The following is a 15,304-nucleotide window of genomic DNA, read 5'->3' as shown; positions in this document are numbered from 1 at the left end:
CAGGATAGGCCCGGCCCACCGAGAACAGGAGTCCCCCCATGAACGTGGCCCCCGCCCAGGCCTCCACCGCAGCCGACCTCGTCGGACTGTTCCCACCCGGCTCCCACCTGGCCGAAGACGGCGAACTCGTCGTCGGCGGATGTCGCGTCGGGGAGCTGGCCGAGCGGCACGGCACCCCCGCTGTCGTCGTCGACGAGAGCGCCCTGCGGGCCACGGCCCGGCGCTACGTGCGGGCCCTCGCCGAGCATTGGCCGAACGGACAAGTGGTCTTCGCCTCCAAGTCCTTCCCCTGCACGGCCGTCGTCCGCACGATGGCCGAGGAGGGCCTCGGAGTCGACGTCGCGGGCGGCGGTGAGCTGGCCGTGGCGCTGGCCGCGGGCGCCGACCCGCGTCGCATTGTCGTGCACGGCAACGCCAAGACCGACGAGGAACTCGCGATGGCCGTCCGCGCGGGCGCGGGGATCGTCGTCGTGGACAACTTCGACGACATCGACCGCCTCGAACATCTCATGGAGCACGACCGCGAGGCCCGTGCGCGCGCCCCGCAGCGCGTGCTGATACGGGTCATCCCCGACGTCGACGCCGACACGCACGAGGCGATGGCCACCGGGCACCGCCACTCCAAGTTCGGCCTCGCCGTGCCCGACGCGGTCCGCGCGGCGGCCCGGCTGCGGAGCAACGGGCGGCTGCTGCTGGAGGGACTCCACGTGCACATCGGCTCCCAACTGCTGGACACGGCGCCGTTCGCCCGGGCCGTCGAGGCGATCGCCGCCATCGGCGAACTCGGCGAGCACGCGGTGTACGACCTCGGCGGCGGCCTCGGCGTCCGCTACACGTACACCGACCGCCCGCCCACGATCGAGGAGTACGTCCGCACCCTCACCGACGCCGCCCGCAAGCACCTCCCGGCGACGGCCCGCCTGCTCATCGAACCCGGCCGCTCCCTGGTCGCCGGCGCGGCCACCACGCTCTACCGCGCGGTCACCGTCAAACGCGGACCGCGCACGCTCGTGGCCGTGGACGGGGGAATGGGCGACAACCTGGAACCGATGCTGTACGGGCAGCGGTTCGAGGCGACGGTGGGGAACCGGGTCGGCGGGGGCGAGAGCTGCGACCTGGTGGGGCGCCACTGCGAGTCGGGGGACACCCTGATCCGCGACGTACCCCTGCGCGAGCCGCGCGTCGGCGACGTCATCGCGGTGCCGGTCACAGGCGCGTACTGCCTCTCGCTCGCGAACAACTACAACGGCGCGCGCCGCCCGCCGGTGGTCTTCTGCGCGTCGGGCACGTCGCGGGAGGTGGTACGCCGCGAGACGTACGAGGACCTGCTGCGCCGCGACGCGTGAGGGGGGCGCAGCCCGCTCGTCGGGGCTCTGCCCCGGACTCCGCGCCTCATCGCCGGCGGGGCTGGGTTTGGCCCCCCATGTCTCAGGTGCGGGCGTGGCTGGAGTTGCCCGTTCCGGCCGGGGCCTTTTGCGCGGCGCGCTTGCGGGGCTCTGCCCCGGACTCCGCGCCTCAATCGCCGGCGGGGCTTGGTTTGGTCCCCGCCCCTCGAACGCCGGCGGGGCTGGATTTCACTGCGCGAAATCAGCCCGTCTGGGGGCACTCCCCCTACGGCCTGGCGGCCGTGGGAGGTACCCCCATCCACGGCCACCAGGCCGTAGGGGGAGATTGAGGACACCGCGCGGAGCGCGGTACGGGGTCCGGGGCCTGCCCCGGTTACGGGAAGGGGCGGGGAGGGGAAAAGCCCCCGTCAGCGCAACCGCACCCCGTACCCCATCGGGTCCGCCAGCGTGTCCTCCACCGTCAGGGCCGCCGCGCCCCGCGCCGCGTCCGCCGCCGGGGACGAACCGCGCAGGCGCGTGCTGCCCGGCGGCCAGAGGCCCGACACCACCCGCGTCGACAGCTCCGTGCCCGCCGGCGGCCCGAGCCACCGCAGCAGCGGGCGGTAGATCCCGCCCAGGACCACCGCGTCGGGATCGAAGAGATTCACCGCCCCGGCCAGCACACGCCCCAGCATCACGCCCGCCTGCGTCAGCGCAGCCACCGCGCGTGGCTCCTCCGCGCGGGCGCGGCGTTCCAGTTCGGCCACGCCCGTGACGCCCGCCGCCCTCAGCAGGGCGGACTGGCCCGCGTACTGCTCCAGGCAGCCGCGTGAGCCGCAGCGGCACAAGGGGCCGTCGTCCGCGACGGACACGTGCCCGATCTCGCCCGCGAATCCGTGCGCGCCCCGCAGCAGTTCGCCGTTCAGGACGAGCGCGCCGCCCACGCCGATCTCGCCCGTCAGATAGAGGAAGCTGCGCACGTCGCCGAGGCCGCCGAACCACAGCTCGGCGAGCGCCGCGAGGTTCGCCTCGTTCTCGGAGCGAACCGGCAGCGCGGGCAGTCCCGGCCGCAGGGCGGCGAGGGCCTCGGCGAAGGGTGCCTCGGCCGCGACCGACGTCCAGCCCAGGTTCGGGGCCTGGCGGACGGACCCGCCGGCGACGAGTCCCGGCAGGGCCAGCGCCGCGCCCACGGGCCTGAGGTCCTGTTCGGCGGCGGAGGCGAGCGCGCGCGCCGCGATCCCGGCGGCCCGGCCGAGGACGCGGTCGGGCGGGGCACTGCGGTTGTCGAGGTGCTCCACGAGCCGTACGCGGTCGGTGCCCGCGAGGTCGACCACGCACACGGACACGTAGTCGACGTTGATCTCGACGCCGAGGCCCGCTACCCCCGTGCGGGCGATCTTCAGCACGGTGCCCGGCCGGCCTGCCTGCCCGCTGAACGTCTTGCCGGACTCGGACAGGAAGCCGCTCTCCAGCAGCTGTTCGACCAGCGACGACACCGCGGCACGCGTGAGCCCGACCCGTGCCGCGACACCTGCGCGGGTCGTCTCGCCCTCGTCGCGCACCGCGCGCAGGACGAGGCTCAGGTTGTGCCGCCGGACCGTCTCCCGGTCGGCCTTCGGCTCCAGCGGCGTCGGGACGTGACGTACCGCCCGGCCCCGCGTGCCTCCGCCCGGCGCCGGTGCCGCGCCTGTGTGATTGGCGTTCATCGTGCGGCTGAGCCTAGTGCTGGATCCCTCGAAGGACGTACACGTATCGGCGTCGTGGGACCGGCGCGTGGGCGGGTGGGCCGGCCGCGGGCACACGGCCCAGCGCGGGAGGGGGTCGTGACGTGACGCCTTCCCGGGCGTCATGCGAGGCGGATGTCCGGGAGCACCGTCGCCACCGTGGCCGTGTCCGTCGTGCCCGCGGGCACCGGCACCGCCTCCAGGACCAGTACGGCGAGGTCGTCGTCGATCGGTTCGGGGCTGAAGTCGTGGGCCGCCCGCCGGACCCGTTCCGCCACGGCCTTCGCGCCGAGCCCGACGCATCCCCGCAGTATCTCCACCAGGCCGTCGTCGTCGTCCAACTGCCGTGCGCCTCTGCGGCGTTCGGTCACCCCGTCGGTCACGCACAGCAGGGTCTCACCCGGCGCGAAGGTGAAGGAGCTGGCGTGGAACTCCGCGTGTTCGTCGATCCCGAGCAGCATCTGCGGCTCCGTGGCCGGTGTCACCGAGCCGTCCGCCGCCAGCCGCAGCGGCGGCGGGTGCCCGGCACTGGCGATCGTGCACCGTGCGCCGCCGGCGACCGGGTCGGGCTCCAACTCCCCGTACAGCAGGCTCAGGAAGCGGGAGCCTTCCTGCTCGCCGCGAAAGGCCGTGGCCTCGGCACTCTCCTCCGCCATCGCGATGTTGAGCCGGTGGAGCAGGGACTCGACGCCGTGGCCCTCACGCGCCAGCAGCCGTACGAGGTGCCGGGCCAGGCCGGTGACGGACATCGCCTCCAGATCGTGCCCGCACACGTCGCCGAGCAGGAAGCACCAGCGCTGTTCTCCCATGGGGAACAGGTCGTAGAAGTCCCCGCCGACGGTCTGCCCCTCTCCCCAGGGCTCGTAGACGAGCGCCGTGTCGACGCCCGGGATGGTGGCGAGGGTCATGGGGAGCTGCCTGCGCTGGAGTGTGCTGCTGATGGCGGCCTGCCGGGTGTAGTGGCGGGCCGTGACCACGGCCTGGGCCACCCTGCGCGCCACGTCCTCCGCGAGTCGCACGACGGCGCGGGTCATATGAGGGAGTCCGCCTTGGCCGATCAGGAGGGTCCCGTGGCACCGGCCGCCCGCGACGAGGGGGAACGCCAGCGCCGAGCCGACCGCGTCCTTGGCGTCGGCGCTCGACGGCCAGGGCCAGGGGATGCCCGTCGTGCTCAGCCTGACGCGCGGACGGTCCTTCTCCAGCGCCAGGCGGAGGGCGCGGATCCGCCGCTCGTCCATGTGCCAGACGTGGGAGAGCCGCATGTCGCCGCTGTCCGTGGTCAGCCACACACCGCACCAGTCGGCGAGCCTGGGGACCAGGAGCTGTCCGGCGAGCGCCGCGACCATGTTCTCGTCCAGCTGTCCGGCGAGGAGTTCGCCCGCCTCGGCGAGGAACGACTGTCCTTCGCGCTCGGCCCACTCGGCGCCGCGGCCCCGGCTGTCGCGCGGCAGGGCGGCCGGGGGCGGTTCGGGGGCCGGCACGGGGTGGGGGAGCGCTTCGGTGGCCGGTCCGACGAGGCCGTGCTCCGTGCTCTCGGGCGGGGTCTCCCTCACGCACTCCAGCCGGAACCAGACCACTTTCCCGGTGTGCCGGTGGGTCACGCCCCACGACTCGGCCAGCGTCTGCAGCAACTGCCGACCGTAGCCGGGTACGTCGCGCTGTGTGCCCTCGCCGCCGCGGTGGGCGCCGGAAGGGCCGCGGTCCATCACTTCGACCACGACCCCCGCACACGCGGTCCCACCTGCTGCGGAATCCGGCGGGGAGTCGCCCGCGGGCTCGAGGCGGCAGGCGACTTCGATCTCGAATCCGCCGTGCGCGGCGGCACTGGTGACCAGTTCGCTGGTGAGGAGCACCGAGTCGGCGACGAGGCGATCGCTGAGCGTCGGCATGCCGGAGACGTGCAGGGCGGTCCGGTCGGCGAGCACGGCGCGCAGGAACTTGCGTGCCGCCGATGCCGCGAGCTCGTTGGCAGGCACGCGCATCCGCGACACGGCTTCTCGTGGATCAACGGATGGCCCCACTGGCGCCTCCCACCCGACTCGCTTTCGGCGCATATACGACGAATGTAGCCTAGATGGGACGTAAGCATTCTCGCCGGTCTGTCGTAGGGGGGACGGCCCATGGAATCTGCCGCCCAGTCCGACCTCGCTGCTCGGGAGCCCCGGCTCGGGGAGCGCGGGCCCGCTGAAACCGGCCCCGGAGCCCCTGGCCCGCCCGGTTCCGCGCGGGACGGCGAGTGGGTACGCGTGGCCGAATTGCGCCCACTGCTCGCGGCCATGACTTCGATGTGTGACGGCGACTTCACCGTACGCGTAGACAATCTGCCCGAGGGAGTGCTCGCCGAGACGGCGGGGGTGTTCAACCAGATCGTCACGCGGAACGCGCACCTGGCCTCGGAGCTGGACCGGGTGCGCCGCGAGGTGGTGCGCCAGGGGCGGCTGGACGAGCGGCTCGCGGCGAGTCCCGGGCAGGGGGCGTGGACCACGAGCGTGGATGCGGCCAACACGCTGCTGGAAGCACTGGCCGTCCCGGTCGTGAACGCCACGCGCGTCCTCAATGCCGTCGCGGACGGCGACCTGACCCAGCGCGTCGAGCTGCACGACGGCAAACGCCAGCTCCGCGGCGATCTGCGGCGTCTGGGACGCGGTGTGAACCGCATGGTGGAGCAGCTGTCGCTGTTCACCGGCGAATTGACCCGCGTCGCCCGGGAGGTCGGTACCGAGGGCCGTCTCGGCGGGCGGGCCACGGTGCACGGCCTGACCGGCGACTGGCGCTACGTGACCGAGGCCGTCAACACGATGGCGTCGCGGCTGACCGCGCAGGTGCGCGACATCGCGGTGGTGACCACGGCGGTCGCACGCGGCGACCTGACCCGGCAGGTCACCGTCGAGGCGACCGGCGAGCTGCTGGAGCTGAAGCTCACCGTGAACACGATGGTCGACCAGTTGCGCGCGTTCGCGGACGAGGTCACCAGGGTGGCTCGGGAGGTCGGCACGGAGGGGCAGCTGGGCGGCCGGGCGCAGGTGCCGGGCGTCTCGGGTGTGTGGAAGGACCTCACCGACAACGTCAACTTCATGGCGTCGAACCTGACCGCCCAGGTCCGCAACATCGCCCAGGTGACCACCGCCGTCGCCAACGGCGACCTGAGCCAGAAGATCACGGTGGACGCCCGGGGCGAGATCCTGCAGCTGAAGAACACCGTGAACACGATGGTCGACCAGCTGTCGGCGTTCGCGGACGAGGTCACCAGGGTGGCCCGGGAGGTCGGCACCGAGGGCCGGCTCGGTGGCCGGGCCCAGGTCCGCGGTGTGTCCGGGGTGTGGAAGGACCTCACCGAGAACGTCAACTTCATGGCGGACAACCTGACCTCGCAGGTCCGCAACATCGCCCAGGTCGCCACGGCCGTCGCCCAGGGCGACCTCGGCAAGACGATCACCGTGGAGGCGAAGGGCGAGATCCTGGAGCTGAAGTCGACCATCAACACGATGGTCGACCAGCTGTCGGCGTTCGCGGACGAGGTCACCCGTGTCGCGCGCGAGGTCGGCACCGAGGGCAACCTGGGCGGACAGGCCCAGGTCCGCGGCGTCTCGGGCGTATGGAAGGAGCTGACCGACAACGTCAATTTCATGGCGTTGAACCTGACCTCGCAGGTCCGCAACATCGCCCAGGTGACCACGGCGGTCGCCAACGGCGACCTGTCGAAGAAGATCACTGTCGGTGCGCGCGGCGAGATCCTTCAGTTGAAGGAGACCGTGAACACGATGGTCGACCAGCTGCGCGCGTTCGCGGACGAGGTCACCAGGGTGGCCCGCGAGGTCGGCACCGAGGGCCGGCTGGGCGGCCGGGCCCAGGTCCGCGGTGTGTCCGGGGTGTGGAAGGACCTCACGGACAACGTCAACTTCATGGCGGACAACCTGACCTCGCAGGTCCGCAACATCGCCCAGGTCGCCACGGCTGTCGCCCAGGGCGACCTGTCGAAGAAGATCGACGTGGACGCCCGCGGCGAGATCCTGGGGCTGAAGACGACCATCAACACGATGGTCGACACGCTCTCCTCGTTCTCGTCCGAGGTCACCCGCGTCGCCCGCGAGGTCGGCAGCGAGGGGCAACTGGGCGGTCAGGCCCGTGTCGAGGGTGTCTACGGCACCTGGAAGCGGCTGACCACCAACGTCAACGAGCTCGCCCTGAACCTCACCACCCAGGTCCGCGCGATCGCGGAGGTGGCCAGCGCGGTCACCCAGGGCGACATGTCCCGCGCCATCACCGTCGAGGCCCAGGGCGAGGTCGCCGAGCTGAAGAACAACATCAACCTCATGGTCTCCAACCTCCGCGAGACCACCCGGGCCAAGGACTGGCTGGAGTCCAACCTCACGCGCATGGCCGCCCTCATGCAGGGCCACCGCGACCTGGTGGAGGTCGCCGACCTGATCCTGCGCGAACTGACACCGCTGGTGAACGCGCAATTCGGGGCGTTCTTCCTGGCCCAGGCGGGCGCGCCTCGCGGAGAGGGCCTCCAGTACATCGCCGGGTACGGCACTGACCAGGCCGGCGGCGGCACACCGCTGCCGGGCACCGGCACACCGGGCCGCGGCCTGATCGCACAGGCCGCGCAGGAGAAGCAGCGCATCCTCATCACGGACGCCCCGCCCGACTACATCACCATCAACTCCGGGCTCGGCACGGCAAGCCCGGCCAGTATCGTCATTCTGCCGATCCTCTTCGAGGACGAGGTGCTCGGTGTGATCGAGCTGGCCTCGCTCAGCAAGTTCAGTGATGTGCACCTCGCCTTCATCGACCAGTTCGCCAACACGATAGGCGTCTCGATCAACACGATCATCGCCAACTCCCGCACGGAGTCCCTGCTGTCGGAGTCCCAGCGGCTCACCTCCGAACTGCGTGAGCGGTCGGACGAACTGCAGCGCTCCAACGCCCAGTTGGAGGAGAAGGCGGCCTTGCTCGCCACAGCATCGCAGTACAAGTCCGAGTTCCTCGCGAACATGTCGCACGAGCTGCGCACTCCGCTCAACTCGCTGCTGATCCTGGCCCAGCTGCTCGCCGACAACCCCGACGGACACCTTTCCGAGCAGGAGGTGCAGTTCGCGACCACCATCCACCGCTCGGGCTCGGACCTGCTCCAACTGATCAGCGACATCCTCGACCTGTCGAAGATCGAGGCGGGCCGGATGGACGTGCGTCCGAGGACGCTGCCGCTGATCAAGCTGCTCGACTACGTCCATGCCACGTTCCGGCCGCTCACCATCGACCGTGGTCTGGGCTTCGAGATCGCGGTCGCCGAGAACGTACCGTCCGAGCTGTACTCCGACGAGCAGCGTCTCCAGCAGGTGCTGCGCAATCTGCTCTCCAACGCGGTGAAGTTCACCCACTCAGGCAGCGTGGAGCTGCGTGTCGACCGGGTGCCGGGGGAGCAGTTCGAGGAGGAGACGCTGAGGAACGCGGAAGCCGTCATGGCCTTCGCCGTCAAGGACACCGGGATCGGCATCGCACCCGACAAACTGCCGGTGATCTTCGAGGCGTTCCGGCAGTCCGAGGGCACCACCAACCGCAAGTACGGCGGCACCGGCCTCGGCCTGTCCATCAGCCGGGAGATCGCCGGGATGCTCGGCGGCAAGATCGTCGCCGAGAGCGAGCCCGGCGTGGGCTCCCGGTTCACCCTCTACATCCCCTCGCACTACCCCGGCGCCCTCACTCCGCAGGGCCCGGTGGACCTGCGGACCACGGCTCTGCCCCCCACGCTGCCCCTGGAGGCACGGGCGCCGGCGGTCGCTGCCCAGGACGCGTCGCCCGGGGACGTGTTCGACGCAACGGCGAGCCCGAGTCCGGGCGCCCTGGTCCCGGACCGCCTGAGCGAGCACGATCTCGCGGGCACCGGAATCACGGGGACCGCCGAAGGCCGCGAGGACACCTGGCCGGAGACGACACGGCTCAAGGAATGGCTCAGCGGGCGTCCCGGACGCGTACTGGCAGGCCGTCGCATCCTCATCGTCGACGACGACATCCGCAACGTCTTCGCCCTCACCCACGTACTGGGCCGCGTCGGTATCACCGTGAAGTACGCCGAGAACGGCCGGGAGGGCCTGGAGGTCCTGCAGCGGTCCCCGGACGTGTCCCTGGTCCTGATGGACATCATGATGCCCGAGCTGGACGGATACGAGACCATCCGCACGATCCGCGGCACCCCCCGTCTCGCCCACCTGCCGATCATCGCGCTCACCGCCAAGGCGATGCCCGGGGACCGCGAGAAGGCGATCGACAGCGGTGCCTCCGACTACGTTCCCAAGCCCGTGAACGTCGATCGACTCCTGTCGGTCATCTGCGACCTGCTCGACCCGCAGGGCGCACAGGGCCCGGATGCCGCCGATGTGCGACCGGACGCGGACGACGGCGCCGCCGCTCCGTCAGGGGACGTGCCATGAGCAGCAGCCCGGCCGACCAGTGCAGCATCCTCATCGTCGACGACATGGAGGAGAACCTCATCGCCTTCGAAGCAGTCCTCGGCCCCCTCCACGAGCACCTGGTCCGCGCGCGCTCGGGCGAGGAAGCGCTGAAGGCCATGCTGCGCCAGGAGTTCGCGGTCGTCCTCCTCGACGTCCGTATGCCCGGCATGGACGGCTTCGAGACCGCCGCGAACATCAAACGCCTCGACCAGACCAAGGACGTACCCGTCATCCTCGTGACCGGGGCCGAGGCGGGCGCCGACTACGCCTATCGCGGATACGCGATCGGCGCCGCCGACTTCATCACCAAACCCATCGACCCCTGGGTACTGCGCACCAAGGTCAATGTCTTTCTCGATCTGCACCGCAAGACCCGCCAGTTGGCGATGCGCGGGACGGCGGGGGACACGGACCGGCTCGCGGAGATCACCGAACGGCTCGCCCAGATCGAGCTGCTGCTGCGCAACAGGCCGGGAGCGGAATCGGCCGGGCTCGCCGACCGCATCGCCGCAGTGGAACGCTCCGTGGACAGCCTGCTGCCGGGCCCCACCGGCTAGGGCCTGTCCGGTCGACCTCCCCATGCGGCACACGCGCCGACGACGCCCCGAGCCGCCGCCCCGAGCGCGGACCCGGAGTCGAAGCCCCGAGCCGCAGACGCGTGTAGCACCGTCGCCGTCCCGCGTTCCTTCCGCCGACCGGTGCCCGCGCCCCGAAGGCGTAGCCGGTCTCCTGAACGCCCGCGCGCGGGCGTCACGCGTCCGCCGCGTCCGGCTCCCGTTCCCCGCGCGGCTCCTTCGCGATGCGCAGTTCCTCGGCCGTCAGCGGCGGGCCCGGCAGCCGGGGCAGCTTCGGGCCGCGCAGCACGGCCAGCGCGATCTCCGGTCTCAGCAGCGAGGCGATCGGCGCGGACAGGGTCATCACGTCGAACAGCGCCTTGGTGACGAGGGGCCGCCCGGTCGCGGTCAGCATCAGGCGGTCCACGTAGTGCCGCAGCACCCGCGCGCTCGCGCCCGGCTCCCTCCCGATCGCGCCCGGATAGAGGATGTCCTGTCCGGTGGCCAGGTCCCAGGCCGTGGAGACCGGGCCGGCGACCGCGCGCTGCACGATGCGGGCGAGCCCCGGAGCGGCGACGCCCCCGGCCGCGAGCGCCTTGCGCAGCGCCAGCACGCCCTGCGCGGCCACGGACATGCCGTGCCCGTAGACGGGGTTGTAGGTGGCGACCGCGTCGCCGATCGCGACGAAGCCCTCCGGGAGAGCGGCGGCCTTCTCGTAGTAGCGGCGCCGGTTGACCGTGCTGCGGTTGACGACGACATCGGTGAGCGGCTCGGCGTGGGCGATCAGCTCGCCGACGACGGGGTGGCGCACCGAGCGGGCGAAGTCCTCGAACTCGTCCGCCGCGCTGGTGGGCTGGCCACCGCGCGTGCCGGACAGGGTCACCAGCCAGCGCCCGCCCTCGATGGGCACGATGGTCGCGGTCTGCCCCGGCCGGGCCTCGCGCGCGTCCGCCTGCACGTTGACGACGGGGAAGTCCGCGGACCCCGTGGGTGCCCGGAAGAGACGGCTGGCGTACGCGAGGCCCGAGTCGACCTTCTCCTCCCGCACCTCGTCGGCACCGAGCGCCCGCAGCCAGTCGGGCGCACGCGAGCCGCGTCCGCCGGCGTCCACGACCAGGTCGGCCCGGAGCACCCGTTCGTCGCCTGCCGTGCCGCGCACCCGTACGCCCGTGACCCGTGCCGCGTCGCCCTCCAGGCCCAGCAGTTCGGTGCGCTGGAGCACGGTGACCCCCGGCCGGGCGGTGACCTGTTCGCGGATGACCCAGTCGAGCAGATCACGGCTGCAGGCGATGAGGAACTGCATCTCCGGCCAGCGGCGGAACCAGCCCAGCGCCGACATCGACACCAGCCCCGTCGGCAGCGGGATGCGCCGGGCACCCGCCGCGAGCCAGCGCTCCGTGGTCCCCGGCAGCAGGCTCTCGACGGCCCGGGCCCCGCCCGACCACAGCAGGTGCGCGTGGTGCGCCTGCGGCAGGCTCCTGCGGGCGTGCGGCCCGTCCGGCAGGGCGTCGCGGTCGACGACGGTGACCTCGTCGACGTGGGGACGCAGGACGCCGGCCGCCAGCATGCCGGCCAGGCCGCCGCCGATCACGACCGCTCTGCGCGGCGCGCTCCGGCTGGTTCTCAATGGATCGCTCATCGGGTGCCGCTCTCTGACCGGGCCGCGCGCACGCGCACTGCCGCGACGACGGGTGAATGACGCAGCGCCAGGGACATGCGCACCAGATCACGCGGTCCCTGCGCGGCCTCGGACGTGTAGGCCTGGGCCGAGCTGATGATCTCGCCTTCCGGGTCGGCCGCACGAGCCCGGAGCGCGGCGGCGACCATCGCGGCGTCGGCGACGGCCTGTGCCTCGCGCGGCGCGGCGCCGGCCGCGACAGCCTCCTCGTACGCGCTCGCCCGCAGCCCGCGGTCGAAGTACGGGTCGAGCTGCAGCAGACCGTCGTGGATGTCGGACTCGCGCTGGGTGACCCGCAGTTCGACGGGCGAGAAGAAGGAGATCCGTACCGTGGGCGTGCCGGGGGCGGAGGTGGCCCGCAGCTCCCGCCACAGTGTGCCGAGCCGCCGGTAGGCCGCCCAGTCGTGCCAGGTGTCGGACAGCCGCTGACCGACGAGCGGCAGGATGAAGCCGATCGCGCTGAGCAGGGCACCGACGGAGGCGAGGGGCGGCGCGGCCAGGGTGCTCAGCGCGTCCCAGTCGTGACCCGCCCAGCGGGCGAAGACGGCGGAGAACTTGCTCACCCCGTACGCGAGGTTGAACAGCGACCCGCACACGATGATCACCAGTCCGCCGCGCAGCCAGCCGCGCACCTGGAGCGACCAGCGCCAGCACAGCGCCGTCATGCCGACGGCCGCCACGCTGTGCGCGATCAGGTACAGCACGATCATCTCGCGGATGTACGGGGTGGTGGCGTAGTACGTGTCGAGGTCCCGCAGCCGCTCCTCGGGTGCGTCCCCGAGGAGGAACAGGACGATCAGGAGCACGACCGCGACGCCGTAGCCGACGACCCAGCGGGCCGAGACCCGCCGCGTCTCCTGCGGCGGACCGCCGCGCCAGTTGACCAGCAGGACCAGGCAGGAGGCGCTGAACGCGGTCAGGATGCAGTAGACCAGCGGGGCCGAGAAGTTGGGGACACCGGTGATGCGGTTGACCGCGGCGATGGTGGGCGGCGCGGCGAAGAAGAACGTGCAGGCCGCGAGGACGAGCAGCGCGCACACCGAGCGCAGCAGCGGGTCACGCCAGTCGCGGAGCATCCCCGGCAGCTTGAACGCCAGTGCGACGCCCAGGGCGGCGGCGGGTATGTAGTAGTCCGGTCCGTCCACGCATCAGCCCTGTGGCCCGCGGTATCCCAGCGATGCCTCGATACGTCCGGCGACACATTCCCGGCGCACCGGGCCGCGCCCGGTCTGACCGGCGAGCCAGGCACGGCATTTGCTGCCGAGGAGCAGGCCGAAGCTCTCCGCCTCGCGCTCCTCCGCCTGGTCGGACCGGGACCGTGCGGCGACCTTCAGCACGGTCGCCTGGAGATCGGCCTCGTCGGTGAGCAGGCGCGCCGCGACGGCGGCGCCCTCGACGTGGTGGCTGCAGTGCCCGGCCTTCATGTGCCACAACTCGTGGCCGAGAATGACGAGTTGGTGGTCGGGGGCGGTGCGCTCCTCGATGACGATCAGGTCCTGCTCCGCCATGTCGAGCCAGAGACCGCTCGCGGTGCCGGGCGGGAACGAGGCCATGCGGTAACGGACCGGCCTGCCGCGGTGTCTGCTCATGCCGTCGCACAGCGCGCGGTAGAGATCGGCGGGGGCGGCGGGCGCCGGCAGGTCGATTCCGGCGACCAGCTCGCCGCACAGCCGACGCATGTCCTTGCCTATGCTCACCGCTTTCCTCTCCCCGCGCGCACCCGTCGGGACACGTCCTGACCCCCAGCCTGTCCGGAAATCAGGGGTCCGTCGGCTTGACGCTCTCGAGGAGCATGTCGAGCCACTCCGTGACCTTGTCCCGGTGCTTGTCGGTGGGCAGCTGGGCCGCCCGCCAGGCAATGCCCCGCACACCATGGTCCTGCAACAGCCGCTCCAGCGGATCGCTTTCGCCGACGAAGTCCTGAAGCAGACTCTGCTCGGTGCCGTGCAGCGCGCCGGCGAGCGCGTCGGAGTCGTCGGCGGTCAGGAAGCCCGCGTGGACCTTGAAGAACCGCTGGATGGCGTCGCAGTGCTCCATGGTGGGCCGGCGGTCGCCGTTGATCAGCGCCCCGGCCTGCTGGCGCGACATGCCCGCGCCGTCGGCGATCTCCTGCTGGGTGTACCGGCGGCCGTTGGGCTTGAGCCGGGTCCTGCGCAGCAGGTCGAAGCGCTGGAGGAAACGCGCCTGGAGGTCCGTCTCGCCGGCCGGGCGCCCGTCGAGCAGGGCGCGGACCACGTCGGCCGGCACGCCCGAGGCCTCGGACAGCGTGTCGACGTCGAAGACGTCGTCGTGGCTGATTCCGAGCTTGTCCGCGAGGTCGGCCACCCGGGCGACCGATGCCGCCAGAGCGTCGCCCGCGGCCGGACCCGGAACCGAGAAGCCGTCCGTCACCAGTAGGTCTCCTAGATCACGCGAGGCAGCCCCGCACTCAAGGGGCTGCCGGGAGATTAACCGCTTCGAGTGAATGCAACCAGGTCTTGCCACAGCTGTGGCGGGAATCGTGCGTTCAACGCCGCCGAATGCCACGATAGTTGACATAGTTGCTCGGCGGTAAGAGGATCGCCAAGCAGTATGAAGATCCAAAGGGGGCTGCCACGGCGGGACTTGGCAGGACTTCGAGAAGCTTCGGAAAGGTGGCGTTCTCGATGACGTACGACGCGGGCGTCGAGCGCCCCGGAGCGCAAGGACGATCCGGCCGCGCCACGACCACCCGCGGCAGCGCCCGTACGAAGAGACTCGGTGACGCCCTGGAGACGGACAGCGCGCAGCGCGGCCGGCTGCGCTGGATCAACGGCGACCGCGACAGCGCTCGCGAGCCGGGTGCCCTGCTGCGGCCTTCTGGACCCGTTCCGCCCTCGTGGCCGGTCCGCAGTCCCGCCCCCGCCCGCCCCTCCGGGCCGCTCCACCCGCCCGTTCCCGTGCGCCCTCCGGTGCCCTCGTCGCCCACGCGTCCCGCGGAGCCCGTCGACCCGGCGACCCAGGCGTACCTGCGCGACTACGCGTCCCTGATGGACGCCGTGCCGCTGCCCTCCCTGCTGTTCGACCGGCGCTGGGACGTGGTGCACACCAACCCCGCCTTCGACGCCCTGTTCCGCAACATGGGCCCGCACCCCACGGCGATGCCCCACCAGAACTTCCTGCGCTTCGCGCTCTTCCACCCCGATGCGCCCACTGTGCTCGCCGAGCACGAGACCAGCTGGTGCCTGCCGCTGATGGCGCAGCTCGCCGGTGCTCTGGAGGGCGACGGCGAGGACGACTGCCTTTCGGCCATTCGTGACGACATCGCGATGGACCCGATCATGGACGCGGCCTACCGGTGCGGACTGCCGCACTGGATGCGGGCGGTGGGCGCGGCGGCGATCCACCACGACGGAGCCGTGCGGCCGGTGAACCATCCCGACCCGCGGTGGGGCCGCACCGACTGCCGGGTCGTGGACGAGACCCCTGCCTCGTTGCAGGACAAGGGGTACACCCGCCTCACCCTGGTGCTCCGCGAGAGCCGCTCGGCGGCGCCGGGTGTGCCCCGCGGCAGGTCGCACCTGCGCGCGGTCTCCGGCGGCTGAGCGGC

At 71.9% G+C, this 15,304-nt stretch carries 10 protein-coding genes; 4 read left to right on the top strand and 6 right to left on the bottom strand.

Annotation, left to right across the window (positions count from 1 at the left end; all coding sequences use genetic code 11):
• Positions 1 to 38 precede the first annotated feature (38 nt).
• On the top strand, positions 39 to 1,346 hold the full coding sequence (gene lysA / locus ACF08N_RS01235; protein ID WP_392322459.1) for a diaminopimelate decarboxylase: 1,308 nt from the start codon (positions 39 to 41) through the stop codon (positions 1,344 to 1,346).
• Positions 1,347 to 1,753: 407 nt separating this feature from the next.
• On the opposite strand, the gene ACF08N_RS01230 is transcribed toward lysA, so the two are convergent.
• Positions 1,754 to 3,031 carry an ROK family protein gene (locus ACF08N_RS01230; protein ID WP_392322458.1) on the bottom strand — a complete coding sequence of 426 codons (1,278 nt, stop codon included), beginning with the start codon at positions 3,029 to 3,031 and terminating at the stop codon, positions 1,754 to 1,756.
• 140 nt (positions 3,032 to 3,171) lie between these two features.
• Positions 3,172 to 5,031: a SpoIIE family protein phosphatase gene (locus tag ACF08N_RS01225; RefSeq protein WP_392322457.1), complete on the bottom strand. Its 1,860-nt coding sequence runs from the start codon at positions 5,029 to 5,031 to the stop codon at positions 3,172 to 3,174.
• Positions 5,032 to 5,325: 294 nt separating this feature from the next.
• Here ACF08N_RS01225 and ACF08N_RS01220 point away from each other — a divergent pair, with 294 nt between their 5' ends.
• Entirely contained in the window at positions 5,326 to 9,483 is a 4,158-nt protein-coding gene (locus tag ACF08N_RS01220; RefSeq protein WP_392322456.1) for a HAMP domain-containing protein, read from the top strand.
• Complete coding sequence (locus ACF08N_RS01215) at positions 9,480 to 10,061, top strand: two-component system response regulator (RefSeq protein WP_392322455.1); 582 nt, start codon at positions 9,480 to 9,482, stop codon at positions 10,059 to 10,061. The genes ACF08N_RS01220 and ACF08N_RS01215 overlap by 4 nt, the downstream gene beginning before the upstream one ends.
• Positions 10,062 to 10,254: 193 nt before the next feature.
• On the opposite strand, the gene ACF08N_RS01210 is transcribed toward ACF08N_RS01215, so the two are convergent.
• The 4 genes from ACF08N_RS01210 to ACF08N_RS01195 form a co-directional block, all read right to left on the bottom strand.
• Positions 10,255 to 11,697 carry an NAD(P)/FAD-dependent oxidoreductase gene (locus ACF08N_RS01210; protein WP_392322454.1) on the bottom strand — a complete coding sequence of 481 codons (1,443 nt, stop codon included), beginning with the start codon at positions 11,695 to 11,697 and terminating at the stop codon, positions 10,255 to 10,257.
• Complete coding sequence (locus ACF08N_RS01205; RefSeq protein ID WP_392322453.1) at positions 11,694 to 12,881, bottom strand: MAB_1171c family putative transporter; 1,188 nt, start codon at positions 12,879 to 12,881, stop codon at positions 11,694 to 11,696. Before ACF08N_RS01205 ends, ACF08N_RS01210 begins: the two co-directional genes overlap by 4 nt.
• Before the next feature lie 3 nt (positions 12,882 to 12,884).
• Entirely contained in the window at positions 12,885 to 13,415 is a 531-nt protein-coding gene (locus ACF08N_RS01200) for a toxin-antitoxin system, toxin component (protein ID WP_392322864.1), read from the bottom strand.
• A gap of 79 nt (positions 13,416 to 13,494) precedes the next feature.
• The gene (locus ACF08N_RS01195) at positions 13,495 to 14,127 is read right to left on the bottom strand and encodes a helix-turn-helix domain-containing protein (RefSeq protein WP_392322452.1); all 633 of its coding nucleotides are present in this window, start codon (positions 14,125 to 14,127) and stop codon (positions 13,495 to 13,497) included.
• Positions 14,128 to 14,381: 254 nt separating this feature from the next.
• Between ACF08N_RS01195 and ACF08N_RS01190 the strand changes: the two genes are divergently transcribed.
• On the top strand, positions 14,382 to 15,299 hold the full coding sequence (locus ACF08N_RS01190) for a transcriptional regulator (RefSeq protein WP_392322451.1): 918 nt from the start codon (positions 14,382 to 14,384) through the stop codon (positions 15,297 to 15,299).
• Positions 15,300 to 15,304 lie beyond the last annotated feature (5 nt).

Origin of the sequence: Streptomyces sp. NPDC015127 (assembly GCF_043080095.1) — a bacterium.
Classification (GTDB): Bacteria; Actinomycetota; Actinomycetes; order Streptomycetales; family Streptomycetaceae; genus Streptomyces.
The sequence above is the reverse complement of the archived record's forward strand: the minus strand, read 5'-3'. Positions and strand labels throughout refer to the sequence as shown.